Below are 16,418 nucleotides of genomic sequence, written 5' to 3'. Positions count from 1 at the left end.
CCGGCACCTCCCCCGACGCGAGCCTGAGCGGGAACCGATCCCGTACCGAAGGGGGACCTCCCGTGCTCACGACATCCCTGGCCGCACCACCCTCCCCACTGGGCGCGCGCCGCCGCTGGACGGTGCTGGCCGTCTGCGCGCTCAGCATGTTCCTGGTGGGCGTGGACACCACCATCGTCAACGTGTCCCTGCCCGAGATCGGGCGTGGCCTCGGCACGGGCACCCACGGTCTGGAATGGGTCGTCGACGCCTACACCGTGGTCCTGGCCGGCCTCCTCATCGTCTCCGGCGCGCTCGCGGACCGTTTCGGGCGCCGCCGGATCTTCCAGTGCGGACTGATCGTCTTCGGTCTGACCTCCCTCGTGTGCGCCCTGGCCCCGTCGCTCGGCGTACTCGTCGCCGCCCGGGCCGCCCAGGGCGTCGGAGCCTCGATGCTCAGTCCGGTGGCCCTGGCGATCGTGGTGAACGCGATGCCCGACCCGCGGGAACGGGCCCGGGCGATCGGCGTGTGGGCCTCGGTCTTCGGGCTCAGCATGGCGGCGGGCCCGGTCACCGGCGGGGTGCTCATCGCCGCCTTCGGCTGGCGTTCGGTCTTCTGGATCAACCTCCCGGTCGTCGCCGCCGCGCTCGTCCTGGTCGCGGTGTTCGTGCCGGAGTCCCGCGCGGAGCGCCCCCGGCGCCTGGACCTGCCCGGCCAGGTGCTCCTCACCGTGGTCCTCGGCCTGGTCGTCGGTGTCCTGATCGAAGGCCCCCGCATCGGCTGGGCCTCGCCCACCGCCCTCGTCTGCTATGCCCTGACCATGGCGGCGGCGGCCGGGTTCGTCCAGGTCGAACTGCGCCACGGCGAACCCCTCGTGGACCTCGGCCTCTTCCGACGGCCGCCGTTCGCGTCGGCGGTGCTCGGCGCCGCGGCGGTGTTCGTCGCGCTGAACGTGAGCCTGCTGCTCAACACCCTCTACCTCCAGCACGCCCGCGGCTGGACTCCGCTCGCGGCCGGCGCCTCGACGCTGCCCATGGCACTCGGGGCGACCCTGTGCGCACCGTGGTCCGGCACCCTGGTCGGACGTCTCGGACCTCGGCGCCCGCTGATCCTCGCGGGCGGGTTCATCGCGGCCGGCGGACTGTGCCTGACGAACCTGCGGCAGGACACGAGCGTGCCGCTGATCCTCCTCGCCCATCTGCTGATCGGCGTCGGGTTCGGTTTCGCCAACGCTCCCCTCACCAACACCGCGGTCAGTGGTCTGCCGCGGGCCCGGGCGGGTGTGGCGGGGGCGATCACCTCCACCGCGCGCCAGGTCGGCGCGGCCATCGGGATCGCCGTCGCCGGGGGCATGGCCGCCGGGTCCGGCCCCGCCGGCCTCGCCGCCGCGTCCCGTCCGGGCTGGCTGCTCGTGACGGCCTGCGGGCTGTTCCTCTTCGTCGTGGCACGCGCCTCCCGGAGTTGAGACGCGCCCACTGGGGGAGTGCCGGGACGCGGCGCTGGTTCGTCTTCGCCAGTAGTGAAGGACTGTCGGAGGCGCTGCTCGGCAAGGTCGTCCAGCGGTCAGCGCAGCACTGAGCCGATCCACGCCGTCGCTTGCTCAGGTGTGGCGTGGGTGTTGATACCGAGGACGTGGATGACGCCCAATACGCCCCTGGGTCCGCACACTTGGAGAGTCCGCCGGGCGTGGCTGCCCGGCTGGGGATGGACGATGACTGCGCCGGGGGCGTCGGCCGCCGCGTAGCCGCAGCTGTACGTAAGCAACTGGTGGACGTCGGCCGCGCTCACGCCGTGGCAGTCGTAGCGCTTGTACTTGGCGTCTATCGGCAGCAGCGTGGAAGGTGCCTCGTCGTGGCCGGGAAGGCTGAGCAGGAGGTCGGGGCGGAAGGCCGAGATGTTGCCCAAGTCTCCACGGACGGTGATGCCGATACCGCTTCCGCCGAGTACGGCGTGGCCGCCGTACGGGCTGACGGCCTCGGTGCCGAGGCGGCGGACGACGGCTTCCCAGAGTGCGGGCATGGGGAGCAGGAGGCCGTCCGCCGTGGTGCCGTGGTCGCTGAGCAGATCGGTTACGCCTCCACCGCACAACAGGAGGCGGGCCCAGGTGTGGGCAGGGCGGTAGCGGGCGTTCAGGCGTGTGTAGTGGGAGCGGTCCAGCGCACGGACTGCCGCGGAAGGGGTAGGGGCCTGTGGAAAGGCGCTGGCGATGCCGTGCAGGGCGCGCGCCAGGTCGGGGCTGGAGGTCAGGCCGAGCGCCGCCTTGATCGCACTTCCCAGAACACGGTTGTCCCAGATGTCCGTCTCCCGGTCGAAGGTGCGGACGTGCAGTTGATCGAGTTGCCCGTAGCGGCGGGTGGTCTGGGCGACGACGTCCAGCCGTCCCCGGAGTACGGGTTCGACACGGCGCCGGCATACGTAGTCCCGGCGCAGGCCCTCCCGTAGCAGCCGCTCGCACTCTTCGAGCAGGGCTGAGGCGACCAGGTCGGCGTATCCGTCAGGTCCGGTGGCCCAACGCCTGGCCGTCGCCGGGACCGGTGTGCCGAGGGCGTAGGCGAGCCAGCTCATGAGCTGCTCTCCCGGGATGGCGAACTTGGGCGAGATCACCACGCGGACACGGTCCAGGAGCAGGACCCCGACAGTCGCGTCGGCCTTGAGGCGCCAACCGGTACGGTCAGGGATCAGGTCCAGGCAGCCCCGTGCCTGGAGGGCATGGAGGCGGTCGATGTCCCGGGGAGTGAGCTGATCGGGCTCCAGTACGGCGGTCTCGTACTCGCCGAGCTGGACCGAGGTGGGGTCAGGCATCCGGGCTGGACCCGCCGCTTGTGAACTCGGTCGCCATCGCGTCCGCCAGGTCCTGTGGAGACATGAGGAGCGGACGCCCGGTATCCGCGTCGACCAGTCCGCCGAGAATGCGGTGCAGCAGTTCCGCCCGGCCGAGACAGTAGTCCTCCAGGAGAGGGATGACCTCGTGGTGGAACGCGGCGGACAGATCCTCCTCGGTGGCGATCGGCGCACCGTCGCGTAGCAGATAGGCGTGCCCGATCTGGTGGTCGGTGTCGAGATGGCGGGCGATGCGGGTGTTGAGGGACTCGAAAAACGCGGCCAGGTCCAGGGGGCCGACGGTTCCGGAGACGGCGTCCGGGTCTGGGCCCACGGGCAGGAAGGCGAAGCGGCGGCGGACAGCGGCGTCCAGGTGACTGATGCTTCGGTCGGCGGTGTTCATCGTGCCGATGATGCGTACGTTCGGCGGGACGGAGAAGCGCCGCTTGCTGACGGGGAGGTCTACCGGCAGGTTCCGCTTGTCCAGTTCGAGAAGGGTGATCAACTCGCCGAAGATCCGCGGCAGGTCACCGCGGTTGATCTCGTCGATGACCAGGAGGAATTCCTGTTCGGGACAGGCGGTGGCCTGGCTGCACAGGTTGTGGAACAGGCCGTCCGTAAGGGCGAGTGTGAGCCCGGGACCCGTGGCACTCAGGTCCGGCTTGAAGCCCTCGACGAAGTCCTCATAGCCGTAGGAGGGATGGAAGGTGACCATGTGGACGCGGTCGCCGTGCAGCATTTCGGCCTGAGCCTTGGCGCGCTGGTCGGCGTTGGCATCGAGTGCCTCCGCGCGACCGTCCATGGCAAGGGCCGCTCCGAGGGCGAGCCGTGTCTTGCCTGTACCGGGCGGCCCGTGCAGGATCACCTGACCCTTGTGCTTCAGGGCGTCCAGGACGGTTTGCACGTCCTCGGGCAGTGCGACGGGCGTGCTCTGCGGTTCCCGGTTCGCCTTGGCGCCGGAGTCTGCCTGATACGCGGTGAGTTTGGCGAAGAAGGCCGGGTCGATCCTGGCGAAGGTGGACCGCCACTGCCTGGGCTCCGACAGCCGCTGCGCATGAGACAGATCCCAGTCCACGGGGACGGTGTGCTGGAACTCCGGGCGGCCCGGCTCGAAGCGGTAGTTCCCACTGACCGTGCCCGTGGCCAGTACCTCGTCCACCCCTCGATTGGCCACGATACGGTCGCCTTCCTCCAGGTCACGGAAAGCCAGCAGCCGACGGGCGAGCGTCAGGCTGCCCCCGCTCTTGCGGGGCCAGTGCGTATCCAAAGCCTGCTTCAGATCGGTGTCGCTCTGGTACAGGCCGAGGTCTCCTACCTGCTCCCATCCCACACGGATGACTCCGTCCGTTCGGCACTCCTCCCACAGACGACCGCGCTCACCAGGAGCGATCTTCCAGATGGTGCGCTGCCGAGGCCGCGGATCGGAGTGCCGGTACAGGAAGTGCATCACTTCGTACCGGCTCCAGCCCTCGAACTCCGTGTGGGCCCGCACGAGTTTCAGCAGACGGCGATTGCTGCGCCAGGCCGGGGCGTCGCCCTGCGCCGAGCCGCCCTGCGCCGAGTCGCCCAGCAGCAGGGCGACGAACCGTCGGAGATGTTCCCCCGCGTAGATGGGCAGAAAGTGCTCGGGGAAGTAGGTGGCCAGCGTCTTCGTCACCAACGTCGGCCCGTACCGCAGCACTTCGAGATCGTCCAAGGCGTCGAAGTCTCCCGACGCGACGGCGTCGAAGGCCTGGACGAACTGACCACGCAGATGTACCCAGGCTTCCTCAGGTTCCATGCCGCGCAAGGGGGCGGCCAGGCGCCATTCGCCGGAGACGTGGTGGTACATGATGTGCTTCGCGGCGCTGCCGCCTTTGATGCTGCCCAGGCTCGGCGTGAGGAACTCCAGCAGCCGGCAGTACGTGGGCGCCGATCCGGGGGACGCTGTCTGCCCCAGGGCGTAGCGCTTCAGCGGCAGTTCTGCCCACGCCTCCAGCGGAAACTGGGACAGCACCTGCTTGCGCTCGTCCTCGGCAGCCGACTCGACGGCCGCCACACTGCTCCGGTCGAACTCCGCCGCCGCTGTCCGCACATCCGCCCCGTTCGTCATGGAAGTCATGATGCCGGAGCGCGAGGGGCCGTTCCCCATGGGTGATGAGGTTGGGTGACTTCCTGCGTGCGAGTCGGAGTGCTGGCACGATGCTCAGCAGGGCGAGGTCGTTCCTGGGCGGCGCGCGCCACGGCGGCGGGAGAGATCGTGCAGGACTGGATCTACATCCTCAATCCGAACAAGGACACCCTTGACGGAGAACCTTCCGACAAAGAGACCTTGCGCCGGCTCGCTCACGAGGACCCCGAACTCGACCTCTGGCTCAGTCGGCGCAACCGCATGAACCCAGGCGACCGCCTGTGGTTCTTCTTCAGCCAACCGGATTCGGCGGTCGCTGCGGTGGCCGAGGTCGACAACGAGCCGCAGGAGGACCCCGCCGACCCCGACTTCGCCTACCGGGTCGACGTGACTCTGCTCCCCGAGCCCACGGACTTGCTGTACGGCAATCCGGTGGGCCGGGATGAGTTGGAGCTCGGTCAGGTCCGGTCCGTGCAGAAGGTCAAGCCGGGCGCATTGAGGATCCTGCTGGAGCGGGCCGGTCTGTGATGCGACCGTCCGTCACGCTGGACGCGTCTACAACGGGGACATCGCGCGAACGCACTTGAGGAAGTCGGGCGGGACACAGCCATCGATGGCCGGCCTTCTACGATGAGGTCGAGGTCGTCCAACTCGGCCAGTGAGCTGACAGGTTGACGGATTTGCCACTGGCGAATCGAGGTCAGGCCTCCAGGGAGCCTTCGGGGTCGTCCTTGCTTTCGGCCAACACCTTGCCCCCGACGAAGACCACGCCCAGGGCAAGTGCGGCACCAGCGCCGGCCAGCACTCTCTTGAGATTCCCGGACAGGAACTGCTTGTTCTCGCTGTCCTTCTGGAACTCCATCCTCAGGGTTTCCTGGATCTGCTCGATGATGAATTTCTTGTCTTCCCCGCTCAGATTGTCTTTGCTGAGTTCGACCCTGAGGATTTCCCTTACCTCCTGGCAGGACCGATGGGAATGTTCTTGGCTCTGCTTGTTGGCCGAGAGTGTGGATTCATACGCTTTCTCCATCACTCCCACGACGTCCTTGGCGAAGTCTTTGAACGCGGGGAACTGTTCAATTATCTTCAGAGCCACCTCGGTGCTCATGTCAGGCATCATCGCCACGAATCTGATCATCTTCTCTTTGGAGAGATGCCTCCATGATTCGATTCCAAGCGCCCGCTTGATCTCGTCTTCGTTCTTGTAGCCCATGCCGTGGTCCCGTCCGTCGTCCTGTCTCATTTCCCCAACCCCCGAGCGACCTACGGCAGCCGTCGGCTTGACCCAACGCCGTACTGCAGTCTCGAGCCTTCCCGCCCAGTTGCGACTCTGGTGGACTGTCGCCCCTCGGTCCGTTCGGGTTCTGCCGGTTCGCAGATCCTGCGAACCGGCGCGCTTCCCTCGGCGACCGCCTCGACGTCCGCCACGGTGGTCCGCTCAACTCGGCTGCCGCCGTGCACAATCACCCCGCTCGTCACGGAGGCCATGATGCCGGAGGGCGAAGGGCCAAATCCCGCGTGTGATGATGTTGGGTGACTCAGGTGGCCGCCGCGATGAAAGGGCCCCTGTGCCGGAGCGTGGGACGCCTCCTGGATTGTGCCGCGCATTCCTGGCGCGGATCCTGCTCGTCGTCAGGAGCGGGTGCGGGTGCGGGCGCGGCAGCGATCGATGGGGAAGAAGGTGTTCGACGTCGACGCCCTCGCGCCCCACGCGATGAGGGCTTCTGCGCTGCCTCACCTGTCTGGGGATCTGCGCCGCGTGAGGAGCGTGCTGCAGTGTGGCTACGTCCGACACTGAGGGGACGGAACGGCGACCACGTCTTCCCTTCCGGACACGTCGATCGTGTTGTACGTGGTGCTGGCGCCCGGTCGCCTACCGGCCGCCCCGCAGCGCCACCAGTGCGCTGCCGACAGCCGCTACCCCGGCCAAAGTCTGCGGCACGGGCTCGTCCTCCGAGGGCCGACTAGGTGGCGGACGTTCGCATCGCGGGTGCGGTGGTGAACAGGGCAGTCACGGCCGCGCGGACCTGACGGGCGACGATCTCGGGGGTGGAGGCGTCGAGTTTGCCGTCGAGGTGCAGGAAGGCCAGGCCGTGGACGAGTGCCCAGACCGTGGTCGACAGGGCGCCGACGTCTGAGCCGGGGAAGGCGCCGCGGACGATGTTCTGGACGTACTCCGAGATGACGGCGGTTGCCGCGACTCGTTCTTCGCTGGTCGGGTCGCAGGGTTCGGCGAACATCGCCCGGAACAGGGCTGGATGGTCGAGCGCGAACTGCACGTAGGCGACGGCGACGGCGGCCAGGTCGTCGACTGTCGTGGGCGAGGGGTGGGCCTTGGCGAGGTTCGTGGCGAGTTCGCGGTATCCCTCGGCGGCGACCGCGGAGACGAGGGCGTCCCGGTCCGCGAAATGGCGGTAGGGGGCTGTCGCTGAAACGCCGGCCCTGCGTGCTACCGCCCTGAGTGACAGGGCGGCGCTGCCGTCTTCCTCCAGCAGTTCCCGCGCGGCGCGCAGGCAGGCTGCCCGCAGGTCTCCGTGGTGGTACGTGGCTTGCGGCACAGGTCACACTCCCTCATGTTTACGCCGCTTACATCATCCCCTAATGTGAACGGTGTACACATCGTAGGCGATGGAGACGGAAGAAGGTAACTCGGATGTCCAGTGAGCTGTTCACGCCGCTGCCCCTGCGTTCGGGGCAGGTCCTGCGCAACCGGATCGCGAAGGCGGCCATGGAAGAGAACATGGCCGATGACGGCCAGCTTCCCGGTGAGGAGCTGTTGGCGTTGTACCGCCGCTGGGCCGCCGGGGGAGCCGGCCTGCTGATCACCGGAAACGTCATGGTCCATGCCGAGGCCCTGACCGGTCCGGCGGGCGTCGTGCTCGATGAGGCCGCGCCGCTGGAGCCGTTCAGCGAGTGGGCCGAGGCGGGCAAGAGCGGTGGCGGGGCGATCTGGATGCAGATCAACCACCCGGGCCGCCAGATCGGTTCCGACATGCCCGGGGTCGTGTGGGGACCCTCCGACGTGGGCGTCGACCTGGGAAAGCACAGCAGCCGCTTCGGCCGCCCCACCGCCATGACCGCAGAGCAGATCGGGGCCACCGTGACCCGCTACGCGGTCACCGCACTCCGGGCCGAGAAGGCGGGCTTCGACGGCGTGGAGATCCATGCCGCACACGGATACCTGCTGTCGCAGTTCCTGTCTCCCCTGGTCAACAAGCGCACCGACCGGTGGGGTGGAGCGCTGGAGAACCGGGCCCGGATGCTTCTGGACGTCGTCCGCGCGGTGCGAGGTGCCGTTTCGCCCTCCTTCGCGGTCGCGGTCAAACTGAACTCCGCGGACTTCCAGCGCGGTGGATTCGACGCCGACGACGCACGCCAGGTGATCGGCATGCTCGAACCGCTCGGCGTCGACCTGGTCGAACTGTCCGGCGGCAGCTACGAGAGCCCGGCCATGTCCGGCCGCGCCGCCGACTCCCGCACGCAGGCCCGTGAGGCCTACTTCCTGGACCTCGCCAAGGATCTCGTGCGGACCAGCCCGCTGCCTCTGATGCTCACCGGCGGCATCACCCGCCGGGAGACGGCCGAGCGGGTCCTGGCCGGCGGGGTGGCGATCGTCGGGATGGGGACCGCGCTCGCCGTCACCCCCGAACTGCCCGACCGCTGGCGTCGCGGCCGGGAGGCCGACCGGCGTCTGCGGCCGGTGACGTGGTCGGACAAGGCCCTCGCTTCCGCCGCGAGCATGGCCCAGGTCCGCCACCAGATGCGCCGGATCGCCCGCGGCAGCAGGCCCACCCCCAATACCCACCCGGCACTGGCCCTGCTCGCCGAGCAGCGCAGGCAGCGGCGCGCCCTGCGTCGCTACCGCCTGTGGCTGACCGAGGCACGCGCCACGCCGGCCCGGTAGGGCAACCAAGGGCAACCAAGAGCAACCGCGAGAAGCGAGCCGGCGAAGCGGGGGCCTTCAGCTCTCGCCGCCCGCGGTCATCCGGCCGTCGCCCGCGCCCTGCCGCGGGCGGATGACGGCCGGACCGAGGCCGGCCCACCTCAAGGTCCGGTCCCTCAGGCGCCGTTGCGCTTGTGGGCCCGGACCTTCGTCGCGTCCACCGCACCCATCACGCGGGGCACCCAAGAGCAGTGTTGACGGTGCTCACATCGAGCGTTAGGGTCATGTGTACATCGTAAACATCAACGGGAGGTAGTACCTCATGCCAGCACCCACGCAGAAGGACACGGTCGAGGTCGACCTGGGCGGCCGCACGGTCACCGTCCGCAAGGGCGGCCTGTACGACCGGTACCGGATGGACACCGACCTGGACGAAGTAGCCAGGGACCCCCGCGTCAGCGGTGTCGGCTTCTTCCGCCGACTCCCCAAGGCCAAGGTCGACTCACCGATCGGCAGCACGCTCACGCCGAACTTCTACTACGCCGTCTCGACCGCGCGGCTCACCATGCTCGCTCCCTCTCGCGCCATCCGCTCGCGCCTGCCCAGGGAACTGGCGCCGCTGGAGATCGCCCCGGGCCTCGGTCTCGTCTCGGTGATGTTCTTCCGCTACGACGTGTGCGACATCGACTTCTACACGGAGGCCGCAGTCGGCATCGCCGTCAGGCCGGCCCGGCACGGCAGGCTCGGCTTCCTCGACCTCGTCGCGGGCCTGACGAACGAGCGCCTCGACTCCTACGTGCTGTCCCTCCCGGTGAGCACGGAGATCGCCCAGGTGCGCGGCCACGACGGCTATGGCTTCCCCAAGTGGGTCACCGAACTCGACGTCGACATCGATCCCCAGCGCACCGGGGCGCGGGTCGCCAACGACGCCGGCGGGACCGACCTCTCCCTCCAGGCGGCCACGCCCCAGCAGACCGCCTACCGAAGCGGCGAGCGCGTCGGCTCACTCACCTCGTACACCTCCATCGGCAACGCGTGGCACTCGACGCTGAGTCAGACCAACGTCCTGTCGGCCGGCACGACGCGCCTTCCGCGCGACATCCGGCTCCAGGTCGGTGAGGGCCGCATGGCGGACGACCTGCGCTCGCTCAGGCCGATAAGAACCCTTCAGTTCGTCGTCATGACCCGGGGTCAGCTTGCGCTGCACATGCCGGTGCCCACCTCCGTCCCGAGCCGGACCAAGTAGCAACGGAGCCCCGTCATGGTCACCGAACACGCGCCCCGTCCCGCGACCGCCCGGGGTACCGGCCTGCCCCCATCGCTCTCCCCGGGCCGCATCGAGCACCTCGCACAGCGCATCACCGCCGCACCCGACGCCGCCCGGACCACGACCACCGCCCCCTACACGGGCCTGCCCTTGGCCGACCTGCCGGTCTCGACACCCGGCGACGTCGAAGACGCCTTCGCGCGCGCCCGCATCGCCCAGAGGTCCTGGGCCGCCCTGCCGCTGAGCCGGCGCAAGAAGATCCTGCTGCGGTTCCACGATCTCGTCCTCGCCCGCCAGGACGAGGCCCTGGACCTGATGCAGGCCGAAAGCGGCAAGACCCGCCGCGACGCCTTCCTCGAGGTGACCGACATCGCGATCACCTCCCGCTACTACGCGCGCAACGCCACCAGGTACCTGGAACCGAAGCGTCGCCGCGGCGCGATCCCGCTGCTGACCCACACCACCGAACTCCGCCATCCCAAGGGGGTCGTCACGGTGATCTCGCCGTGGAACTACCCGCTGAGCATGGCTGCCGGCGACGCCGTCCCCGCACTCCTGGCGGGCAACGCCGTCGTGCAGAAGCCCGACACCCAGACGGCTCTCACCGCGCTGTGGGCGCTCGACATGATGCACGAAGCCGGGCTGCCGGACGGCGTGTGGCAGATGGTGGTGGGCCGGGGCAGTTCCATCGGCGGCGCCCTGATGGACAACGCCGACTACATGATGTTCACCGGATCCACCGCCAGCGGACGCCGGATCGCCCGCGACGCCGGACAGCGCCTCATCGGTGCGTCCCTGGAACTGGGCGGCAAGAACGCCATGATCGTCCTCGACGACGCGGACATCGACAAGGCCGCCGACGGCGCCGTCGCCGCCTGCTTTCCCTCGGCCGGACAGCTGTGTGTCTCCATCGAGCGTCTCTACGTCGCCGAGTCCGTCCGGGAGCGGTTCATCGCCGCGTTCGTCGCCCGCACCCGCCGACTCGAGATCGGCGCCGCCTACGACTACGGCGTAGATGTCGGCAGCCTGACCAACTCCTCGCAGCTGGAGACCGTCACCGCACACGTCGACGACGCCGTCGCCAAGGGTGCGACCGTTCTGGCCGGCGGCCGCGCACGGCCGGATCTGGGGCCGCTGTTCTACGAGCCGACCATCCTCGAGGGCGTTTCACCAGACATGACGCTCCACGACCACGAGACCTTCGGGCCCGTCGTCTCCGTCCACTCCTTCCGCACCGTCGACGAAGCGGTCGCGCGGGCCAACGCCACCCCGTACGGCCTCAACGCCAGCGTCTGGACCGGCGACGGGGCCCGTGGCCGGGCCGTCGCCGCCCGCCTCCACGCCGGAACTGTCAACGTCAACGAGGCATTCGCCGCCGCGTGGGGAAGCATCGACGCGCCCATGGGAGGCATGGGCGACTCCGGACTCGGCCGCCGCCACGGGGCCGACGGAATCCTCAAGTACACCGAGCCGCAGACGGTGGCCCACCAGCGCGTCCAAGGCTTCACGCCGCCCGCCCGGATCTCACCCGAGGCCTGGGCGGCTCTCCTGACCGGCGCACTGAAGGCATTGAAAGCGGCCGGTGTGCGCTGACGTGCCGGCTGAAGAGGAACTCGGCTGCGAACCGCAGGCCGCGCCTCTCTCCGGACCCGCGGCGATGGGGGGCGGCGACCCCGATTCCGCGGCGCCGAGGTCGGTACCGTGCCGTGGAGATCGGCCCAGTCCCCGAACTCACCCCTGTCGTCGACGAAGGCCGGCACCCGCCCCCGGAGTTGTGTCGGCTCTGCCGCCTGCTCGGCGCGCGTACGACGGTGTTCGCGGACGAGGGTCAATGGCTGACCGACACCCACTCCACCCTCGCCGAGATCGCTGAGAGGCTGGGCCGGTGCACACAGCTCGCACCCGACGGCGACCACCGCACCGCACGCCAGATCGCCTCTGTGCGCCTTCCTGCTGGTTCGTGATCGTCATATAGAAGGCGTCGCCGTCCAGGACTGTCCTGGACGATCCTGCCAGGCGGCTTTCGGCGGCTTGGTTCGCGCAGATCGTGCAGGCGGGAAGCCCCCCCCCGCCGTGGCGGACGAACTTCTAGAAGGTCTTCGAGTGGAAGACGTGCCGCTGTACAGTGACGAAAGCCCTTGACCTGCAACAAGCAGGCAGGGAGCCGTCTTCCAGGAGTCCACAGTGCTGCGCACCATGTTCAAGTCCAAGATCCACCGCGCCACGGTCACCCAGGCCGACCTGCACTACGTCGGGTCCGTGACCATCGACGCCGATCTGCTCGACGCCGCGGATCTGCTGCCCGGTGAGCTCGTCCACATCGTCGACGTCACCAACGGCGCGCGCCTGGAGACGTACGTCATCGAGGGCGAGCGCGGCTCCGGCGTGGTCGGGATCAACGGTGCGGCGGCGCATCTTGTCCATCCCGGTGACCTGGTGATCATCATCAGTTACGCTCAGGTCTCCGACGCCGAGGCGCGGGCACTGCGGCCGCGGGTCGTGCACGTGGACCGCGACAACCGGATCGTGGCCCTGGGGGCCGATCCGTCCGAGCCGGTGCCGGGCTCGGACCAGGAACGCAGCCCCCAGGCGGTCACCGCCTGAGCCCCGGCCGAGGAAGTCCGGGGGGCGTCCGAGGCCGTCCGCCGAACCGGCGGATCCGCGGGCCGGGGGCCGAGGAACCAGGACCCGAGGAACCAAGGACTCGAGGAGTACCCGTGAGCGACATCGTGATCCGCGACGACCGGCCGGCCGGCCGTCTGGAGGCCCTCGCCGGGGACGAGGTGGTGGGTCACATCGAGTACTTCGTCCTCGAAGCCCCCGCGCGTGCCCTCGTCCCGGTGCACACCATCGTGGAACCCGCGCACGAGGGGAAGGGCATCGCCGGCTCCCTCGCCCGTGAGCTGTACACCATCGCCGCACGCGAGGGCATCGTGGTCGCGCCGCTGTGCCCGTACGTCGTGAAGTGGGCGGCACGTCACCCCGAGGAGGCTCCGGCGGCCGACCCGGAGCTGCTGGAAGCGGCGCTGGAGTGGCTCAAGGCGCACCCCGGACGCTTCTGATGCCTCCGGTGCCTCCGGCGCACCTGGCGCCTCGGATGCCGGCCGCGGGCCCCGTGCTCGCCCTGCTGCACACCTCGCCCGTGCACGTCCCCGTGTTCGACGCGCTGCGCGACGAGGACCATCCGGACCTGGAACTGCGGCACACCGTGGACGAGGTGCTGTTGGCCCGGGCCCGGATCGAGGGCCCCGCCGCGGTCGCGGGCGAGGTGCGGGCGGCGCTCGGCCGGGCCGTCGCGGACGGGGCCGGCGCCGTGCTGTGCACGTGCTCGACCATCGGCGGGATCGCCGAGCGGGCGGACGCCGGTGTGCCCGTGCTGCGGGTGGACCGCCCGATGGCAGCCGCCGCGGTGGCCGTCGGCCCGCGTGTCGCGGTGGTGGCGGCGCTGGAGAGCACCCTGGCGCCGACGGTCGCCCTCGTCGAGGACGAGGCCCGCGCGGCGGGCCGACGCGTGACGGTCAGTACTCTGCTGGCCGACGGCGCGTGGGCCCGCTTCGAGGCGGGCGACCGGGACGGTTTCGCCGCCGCGGTCGCGGCGGCCGCGGACGCGGTCACCGGCGCCGACGTGATCGTCCTCGCCCAGGCGTCCATGGCCCCGGCCCAGCGGCTGACCACGGCCGCGGTTCCGGTGCTGTCGAGTCCCCGTCCGGGGCTCGCGGCCGGGGCGGCCGCGGCCCGCCTCGCACGGACCCATCCGGTCCGTACGCGGACCCACCCGGTCCGTATCCCTCGCGCGACGGGGTGAGTGGGCGCGCGGGTGCCGGGTACGCGTGGGACAAGTCCAGAGCCGACGTACCGACAGGGACGTACCGACTGGCACGTACCGACTGGCTGGAGGACACGATGACGCATCCGCACCCCGAACCGGTGAAGCCGGGTCCCACCCCCGGGCCGGGGCCCGACCAACCGCAGCCCTTCCCGGACCCGAACCCCTTCCCCGACCCGACGCCGGACCCGGGCCCCCGTCCCACCCCGGAACCCACCCCGCCGCCGTCCCCCGTTCCGCCTCCGCCGGGACCCGAGCCGGTGCCCCAACCGGGACCTCTCTCGTAACAGCCCGGCGATCGGTGATCCGACGGGCCGGGACACCCGGCGATCCGCATGACGAGGCCGTCACACCCCCGCGCCCGGGGGTGTGACGGCCTCGGTGGTACGGGGATGCCTACGCCTCGACCTCCGACCGGTCGTCACCCCACAGCGTGTGGAACGAGCCCTCCCGGTCCGTACGCCGGTAGGTGTGCGCCCCGAAGAAGTCGCGCTGCCCCTGGGTCAGCGCGGCGGGCAGCCGCTCGGCGCGCAGCGCGTCGTAGTAGGCGAGGGCCGCGGAGAATCCGGGCGTCGGTACGCCCTGGCGGGTGGCGGCCACCACCACCTCGCGCCAGTCGTCCTGCGCCGCCGCGATCTCCTGCGCGAACGTGTTGTCGGACAGCAGGCTCGGCAGGTCCGGGCGGGCGTCGTACGCGGCGCGGATACGGTCGAGGAACGCCGCCCGGATGATGCAGCCGCCGCGCCAGATCGAGGCGATCGCGCCGAGGTCGATGTTCCAGTCGTACTCGTCGCTGCCCGCGGTGATCTCGTGGAAGCCCTGCGTGTACGACACGATCTTCGAGGCGTACAGCGCCTGCTCCACCCGGTCGGCGAAGGCCGCCGCGTCGACCTCGTCGAGCTGCTTGGCCGTGGGGCCCGCGAGGCCGCGCGAGGCCGCCCGCAGGTCGGCGTGCCCGGACAGCGAGCGCGCGAAGACCGCCTCCGCGATACCGGAGACCGGAACGCCCAGGTCGAGCGCGATCTGCACGGTCCAGCGGCCCGTGCCCTTCTGCTCGGCGCGGTCCTCGACCACATCCACGAACGGCTTGCCCGTCGCGGCGTCCACGTGCGACAGGACCTCCGCCGTGATCTCGATCAGGTAGGAGTCGAGCCGGCCGGTGTTCCAGGTGCGGAAGATGTCGGCGATCTGCGCGGGGGAGTACCCGGCGACGTCGCGCAGCAGCTGGTAGGCCTCACCGATCAGCTGCATGTCGGCGTACTCGATGCCGTTGTGGACCATCTTCACGAAGTGTCCGGCGCCGTCGGGGCCGACGTGCGTCACGCACGGGGCGCCGTCCTCGGCCTTCGCGGAGATCTTCTCCAGCATGGGACCGAGCGACTCGTACGACTCCGGCGAGCCGCCGGGCATGATGCTCGGCCCGTTCAGCGCGCCCTCCTCGCCACCGGAGACACCGGTGCCGACGAAGTGGATGCCCTGTCCGCGCAGTTCGCGTTCCCGGCGACGGGTGTCCGCGAAGTGCGCGTTCCCACCGTCGATGATCATGTCGCCGGGCTCCAGGAGCGGGGCGAACTCCTGGATCACCGCGTCGGTCGGCTCACCGGCCTTCACCATGATCACCAGGCGCCGCGGCCGCTCCAGCGCCGCCACGAACTCCTTCGCCGTCTCCGCGGCCACGAAGGTGCCCTCGTGACCGAACTCCTCCACCAGCGCGTTCGTCTTGGCCACGGTGCGGTTGTGCACGGCGACCGTGTAGCCGTTGCGTGCGAAGTTGCGGGCGAGGTTGCGCCCCATGACCGCGAGACCCGTGACGCCGATCTGGGCTGAAGTGCTCATACGGTTGGCTCCTAAAAGGTCCTGTAAGAGGTCCTGTATTCGGTAGTGCCGGTCGTGCTCGTCAGTATTGCCTCTGGCCATCCTGACGCGTCGAGGATGTGTACGCAGAACGACCCCCCGGTACCTCAGCCGTCGACGCGGTGAGGCGAGGGTGATCTCCACACGAGAGATATCACCCGGCGTTTCCGATCGCCGCGCACGCCGCTCTGCCGCGAGTGGCGCTCCCGGATCGGAGGGCGGCCGCGCCCCTTCGGCCACCCGGCCAACCCCCGGACGCAGCACGGCCGATTGCCGCCTTGTCCTGGCCTGTTCGCAGCGTTTACTTTTGCCGCTCCTGACGCATGTCGAGGGGGCTCCCACATGGCCGTACGCGGCCGGCACCGCCGGTATCAGCCGAACAGGATCAACCGCGCCTCACTCACCGTCACGGCGGGCGGTGCCGGAATGGCTCTCCCGCTGATCGCCACCGGCGTGGCGCACGCGGCCGACGTGGACACCTGGAACAAGGTCGCCGCCTGCGAGTCCGGCGACAACTGGAGCATCAACACGGGCAACGGCTACTACGGGGGGCTGCAGTTCAACCAGTCCACCTGGGAGGCGTACGGCGGCAAGGTCTACGCCCACCGCGCGGACCAGGCCACCAAGGACCAGCAGATCGCCATCGCCGAGAAGGTGCTGAAGGGCCAGGGTCCCGGA

At 69.9% G+C, this 16,418-nt stretch carries 14 protein-coding genes and 1 pseudogene; 10 read left to right on the top strand and 5 right to left on the bottom strand.

Annotation, left to right across the window (positions count from 1 at the left end; genetic code table 11):
• The first annotated feature begins 62 nt into the window (after positions 1-62).
• Positions 63-1,445, top strand: a complete 1,383-nt coding sequence (locus OG199_RS08150) for an MFS transporter (protein WP_405828815.1) — start codon at positions 63-65, stop codon at positions 1,443-1,445.
• Positions 1,446-1,543: 98 nt separating this feature from the next.
• Here OG199_RS08150 and OG199_RS08145 read toward each other — a convergent pair whose 3' ends face one another.
• Positions 1,544-2,782 (bottom strand): McrC family protein, encoded by a 1,239-nt coding sequence (locus OG199_RS08145; protein WP_405828813.1) that lies wholly within the window; start codon positions 2,780-2,782, stop codon positions 1,544-1,546.
• Entirely contained in the window at positions 2,775-4,892 is a 2,118-nt protein-coding gene (locus OG199_RS08140; RefSeq protein WP_405828811.1) for an AAA family ATPase, read from the bottom strand. The genes OG199_RS08145 and OG199_RS08140 overlap by 8 nt, the downstream gene beginning before the upstream one ends.
• A 147-nt stretch (positions 4,893-5,039) precedes the next feature.
• Between OG199_RS08140 and OG199_RS08135 the strand changes: the two genes are divergently transcribed.
• Positions 5,040-5,438, top strand: coding sequence for a hypothetical protein (locus tag OG199_RS08135; RefSeq protein WP_401805277.1), 399 nt, complete (start codon positions 5,040-5,042; stop codon positions 5,436-5,438).
• Positions 5,439-5,610: 172 nt separating this feature from the next.
• Here the strand turns inward: OG199_RS08135 and OG199_RS08130 are convergent, their stop codons facing one another.
• Together OG199_RS08130 and OG199_RS08125 are read right to left on the bottom strand one after the other, a co-directional pair.
• Complete coding sequence (locus OG199_RS08130) at positions 5,611-6,153, bottom strand: hypothetical protein (protein WP_405828809.1); 543 nt, start codon at positions 6,151-6,153, stop codon at positions 5,611-5,613.
• Between the two features lie 721 nt (positions 6,154-6,874).
• Complete coding sequence (locus tag OG199_RS08125) at positions 6,875-7,468, bottom strand: TetR/AcrR family transcriptional regulator (protein ID WP_405828807.1); 594 nt, start codon at positions 7,466-7,468, stop codon at positions 6,875-6,877.
• A 95-nt stretch (positions 7,469-7,563) separates the two neighbouring features.
• Between OG199_RS08125 and OG199_RS08120 the strand changes: the two genes are divergently transcribed.
• From OG199_RS08120 to OG199_RS08090, 7 genes are all read left to right on the top strand, one after another.
• Positions 7,564-8,814, top strand: a complete 1,251-nt coding sequence (locus tag OG199_RS08120; protein ID WP_356800187.1) for an NADH:flavin oxidoreductase/NADH oxidase family protein — start codon at positions 7,564-7,566, stop codon at positions 8,812-8,814.
• Positions 8,815-9,115: 301 nt separating this feature from the next.
• Positions 9,116-10,039, top strand: a complete 924-nt coding sequence (locus OG199_RS08115) for an acetoacetate decarboxylase family protein (RefSeq protein ID WP_405828805.1) — start codon at positions 9,116-9,118, stop codon at positions 10,037-10,039.
• A 15-nt stretch (positions 10,040-10,054) separates the two neighbouring features.
• Positions 10,055-11,653 (top strand): succinic semialdehyde dehydrogenase, encoded by a 1,599-nt coding sequence (locus OG199_RS08110; RefSeq protein WP_356800189.1) that lies wholly within the window; start codon positions 10,055-10,057, stop codon positions 11,651-11,653.
• Between the two features lie 113 nt (positions 11,654-11,766).
• A complete protein-coding gene (locus OG199_RS08105; RefSeq protein ID WP_405828803.1) occupies positions 11,767-12,024 on the top strand; it encodes a hypothetical protein in 258 nt (85 codons plus the stop codon).
• Between the two features lie 220 nt (positions 12,025-12,244).
• Positions 12,245-12,664: an aspartate 1-decarboxylase gene (panD, locus tag OG199_RS08100; RefSeq protein WP_392877868.1), complete on the top strand. Its 420-nt coding sequence runs from the start codon at positions 12,245-12,247 to the stop codon at positions 12,662-12,664.
• 113 nt (positions 12,665-12,777) lie between these two features.
• On the top strand, positions 12,778-13,122 hold the full coding sequence (locus OG199_RS08095) for a GNAT family N-acetyltransferase (RefSeq protein ID WP_405828801.1): 345 nt from the start codon (positions 12,778-12,780) through the stop codon (positions 13,120-13,122).
• 53 nt (positions 13,123-13,175) lie between these two features.
• Positions 13,176-13,865, top strand: coding sequence for an aspartate/glutamate racemase family protein (locus OG199_RS08090; protein WP_405834461.1), 690 nt, complete (start codon positions 13,176-13,178; stop codon positions 13,863-13,865).
• A gap of 417 nt (positions 13,866-14,282) precedes the next feature.
• Here OG199_RS08090 and gndA read toward each other — a convergent pair whose 3' ends face one another.
• On the bottom strand, positions 14,283-15,722 hold the full coding sequence (gene gndA / locus OG199_RS08085; RefSeq protein ID WP_405828799.1) for an NADP-dependent phosphogluconate dehydrogenase: 1,440 nt from the start codon (positions 15,720-15,722) through the stop codon (positions 14,283-14,285).
• 360 nt (positions 15,723-16,082) lie between these two features.
• Between gndA and OG199_RS08080 the strand changes: the two are divergent.
• A pseudogene (locus OG199_RS08080) lies at positions 16,083-16,373 on the top strand (transglycosylase family protein); the annotation flags it as partial.
• Positions 16,374-16,418: the final 45 nt, after the last annotated feature.

Origin of the sequence: Streptomyces sp. NBC_01176, assembly GCF_045039825.1 — a bacterium.
Taxonomy (GTDB): domain Bacteria; phylum Actinomycetota; class Actinomycetes; order Streptomycetales; family Streptomycetaceae; genus Streptomyces.
This window is presented reverse-complemented; position numbering and strand designations above follow the sequence as displayed.